We start from the raw sequence: 3,321 nt of genomic DNA, 5'->3' as shown, positions 1-3,321 counted from the left end.
ACGCTGACGTGGTTTGAAGAGATTTTCGAAGAGTATAAAGAAGTTGCTCAGAGAAGATTCTTGATGGCTAATTTGAACTTGAAATTTAGCACCTAGAAAATTTTTGAAAAAAGAGGATTTTTTTGAATAAAAGCCTTTACAAAAAAAATTAAAGTGGTATAATTAAATCATAAAAGGTGCAAACGTTTTCGTAAAACGTTTGCCTAAATAAAAATAAAGGAGATTTGAATGATGAAAGATACATTCAAAAATGTCTTGTCTTTCGAATTTTGGCAAAAATTCGGTAAGGCTTTGATGGTGGTTATCGCGGTTATGCCGGCTGCTGGTTTGATGATTTCAATCGGTAAGTCTATCGTGATGATTAACCCTAACTTTGCTCCACTCGTTATTACTGGTGGTGTCCTAGAGCAAATCGGTTGGGGGGTTATCGTTAACCTTCATATCTTGTTTGCCCTCGCTATTGGAGGAAGCTGGGCTAAGGAACGTGCTGGTGGTGCGTTTGCGGCAGGTCTTGCCTTTATCCTAATCAACCGTATCACTGGTACAATCTTTGGTGTATCAGGAGACATGTTGAAGAATCCAGAAGCTATGGTAACAACTCTCTTTGGTGGATCAATCAAAGTTGCTGATTACTTCATTAGTGTTATGGAAGCTCCAGCACTTAACATGGGTGTATTCGTAGGGATTATTTCTGGTTTTATTGGAGCAACTGCTTACAATAAATACTATAACTTCCGTAAGCTTCCTGATGCACTTTCATTCTTTAACGGAAAACGTTTTGTACCATTTGTAGTTATTCTTCGTTCAGTAATTGCTGCAATTCTACTTTCAGCTTTCTGGCCACTTGTGCAAACTGGTATCAATAGCTTTGGTATTTGGATTGCCAACTCACAAGAAACTGCACCAATCCTTGCACCATTCTTGTATGGTACTTTGGAACGTTTGCTCTTGCCATTTGGTCTTCACCATATGTTGACTATCCCAATGAACTACACAGCTCTTGGTGGTACTTATGACATTTTAACTGGTGCAGCTAAAGGTACTCAAGTATTCGGTCAAGACCCACTATGGCTTGCATGGGTAACAGACCTTGTAAACCTCAAAGGTACAGATGCAAGTCACTACCAACAATTGTTAGATACTGTTCACCCAGCTCGTTTTAAAGTTGGACAAATGATCGGTTCATTCGGTATCTTGATGGGTGTGATCGTGGCTATCTACCGTAATGTCGATGCTGACAAGAAACACAAATATAAAGGTATGATGATTGCGACAGCTCTTGCAACATTCTTGACAGGGGTTACTGAACCAATCGAATACATGTTCATGTTCGTTGCAACACCTATGTATCTTGTTTACTCACTTGTTCAAGGTGCTGCCTTCGCTATGGCTGACGTTGTAAACCTACGTATGCACTCATTCGGTTCAATCGAGTTCTTGACTCGTACACCTATTGCAATCAGTGCTGGTATCGGTATGGATATCATTAACTTCGTTTGGGTAACTGTTCTCTTTGCCGTAATCATGTATTTTATCGCAAACTTCATGATTCAAAAATTCAACTACGCAACTTCAGGGCGTAACGGAAACTACGAAACTGCTGAAGGTTCAGAAGAATCTAGTAGCGAAGTGAAAGTTGCAGCAGGCTCTCAAGCTGTAAACATCATCAACCTTCTTGGTGGACGTGCAAATATCGTTGATGTTGACGCATGTATGACTCGTCTTCGTGTAACTGTTAAAGATGCAGATAAAGTAGGAAATGCAGAGCAATGGAAAGCAGAAGGAGCTATGGGTCTTGTCATGAAAGGACAAGGGGTTCAAGCTATCTACGGACCAAAAGCTGACGTATTGAAATCTGATATCCAAGATATCCTTGATTCAGGTGAAATCATTCCTGAAACTCTTCCAAGCCAAATGACTGAAGCACAACAAAACACTGTTCACTTCAAAGGTCTTACTGAGGAAGTTTACTCAGTAGCAGACGGTCAAGTTGTTGCTTTGGAACAAGTAAAAGATCCAGTATTTGCTCAAAAAATGATGGGTGATGGATTTGCAGTAGAACCTGCAAATGGAAACATTGTATCTCCAGTTTCAGGTACTGTATCAAGCATCTTCCCAACAAAACATGCTCTTGGTATTGTGACTGAATCAGGTCTTGAAGTATTGGTTCACATTGGTTTGGACACAGTAAGTCTTGAAGGTAAACCATTTACAGTTCATGTTGCTGAAGGACAAAAAGTTGCAGCAGGATATCTCCTTGTCACAGCTGACTTGGATGCTATCCGTGCAGCAGGACGTGAAACTTCAACAGTAGTTGTCTTCACAAATGGTGATGCAATTAAATCAGTTAAATTAGAAAAAACAGGTTCTCTTGCAGCTAAAACAGCAGTTGCTAAAGTAGAATTGTAATATACTTGAGGTTGGAAGCTGTATTCCAACCTCTTATTTTGGGAGAAAAGAATGAAATTTTTAACACTCAATACTCATAGTTGGATGGAAAAAGAAGCTGAGGAAAAATTCCAGATTTTGCTTGAGGATATTCTTGAAAAAGACTATGATTTGATTTGTTTCCAAGAAATCAATCAGGAGATCACTTCGCCAGAGGTGGAGGTTAATGACCTTTATCAAGCTTTGCCAGCAGCTGAGCCTATTCACCAAGATCACTATGTTAGACTCTTGGTTGAAAAGTTGTCTGAGCAAGGGAAAAATTACTACTGGACTTGGGCCTATAACCATATCGGTTATGATCGCTACCATGAAGGTGTAGCTATCTTGTCTAAAAAACCTATTGAAGCCAGAGAAATTTTGGTTTCAGATGTGGATGATCCAACAGACTATCATACTCGTCGTGTTGCCTTGGCTGAAACTGTAGTTGATGGTAAGGAGCTTGCAGTTGCAAGTGTCCACCTTTCTTGGTGGGATAAAGGTTTCCAAGAAGAATGGGCACGATTTGAGAATGTCTTGAAAGAATTGAACAAGCCACTTTTACTAGCTGGAGATTTCAACAACCCAGCTGGACAGGAAGGCTACCAAGCTATTTTGGCTAGTCCATTAGGCTTACAAGACGCTTTTGAAGTTGCTCAAGAGAAAAGCGGTAGCTATACCGTTCCACCAGAAATTGATGGCTGGAAAGGGAACACTGAACCCCTTCGAATCGATTATGTCTTTACTACCAAAGAGTTAGCGGTGGAAAATTTACATGTCGTATTTGATGGTAACAAGAGTCCACAAGTCAGTGATCACTATGGCTTGAGTGCTATTTTAAACTGGAAATAATAACTGATACTCTTCGAAAATCAAATTCAAACCACGTCAACGTCG

General features: G+C 40.0%; 2 protein-coding genes. Both read left to right on the top strand.

Annotated elements, in window-relative coordinates:
* The first annotated feature begins 228 nt into the window (after nt 1–228).
* Nucleotides 229–2,409, top strand: a complete 2,181-nt coding sequence (locus HT671_RS11225; RefSeq protein ID WP_078374327.1) for a PTS transporter subunit IIBC — start codon at nt 229–231, stop codon at nt 2,407–2,409.
* A 51-nt stretch (nt 2,410–2,460) separates the two neighbouring features.
* Nucleotides 2,461–3,276 (top strand): endonuclease/exonuclease/phosphatase family protein, encoded by an 816-nt coding sequence (locus HT671_RS11220; RefSeq protein ID WP_000670821.1) that lies wholly within the window; start codon nt 2,461–2,463, stop codon nt 3,274–3,276.
* Nucleotides 3,277–3,321: the final 45 nt, after the last annotated feature.

Origin of the sequence: Streptococcus sp. 2741, assembly GCF_013276315.1 — a bacterium.
Classification (GTDB): domain Bacteria; phylum Bacillota; class Bacilli; order Lactobacillales; family Streptococcaceae; genus Streptococcus; species Streptococcus pseudopneumoniae.
This window is presented reverse-complemented; position numbering and strand designations above follow the sequence as displayed.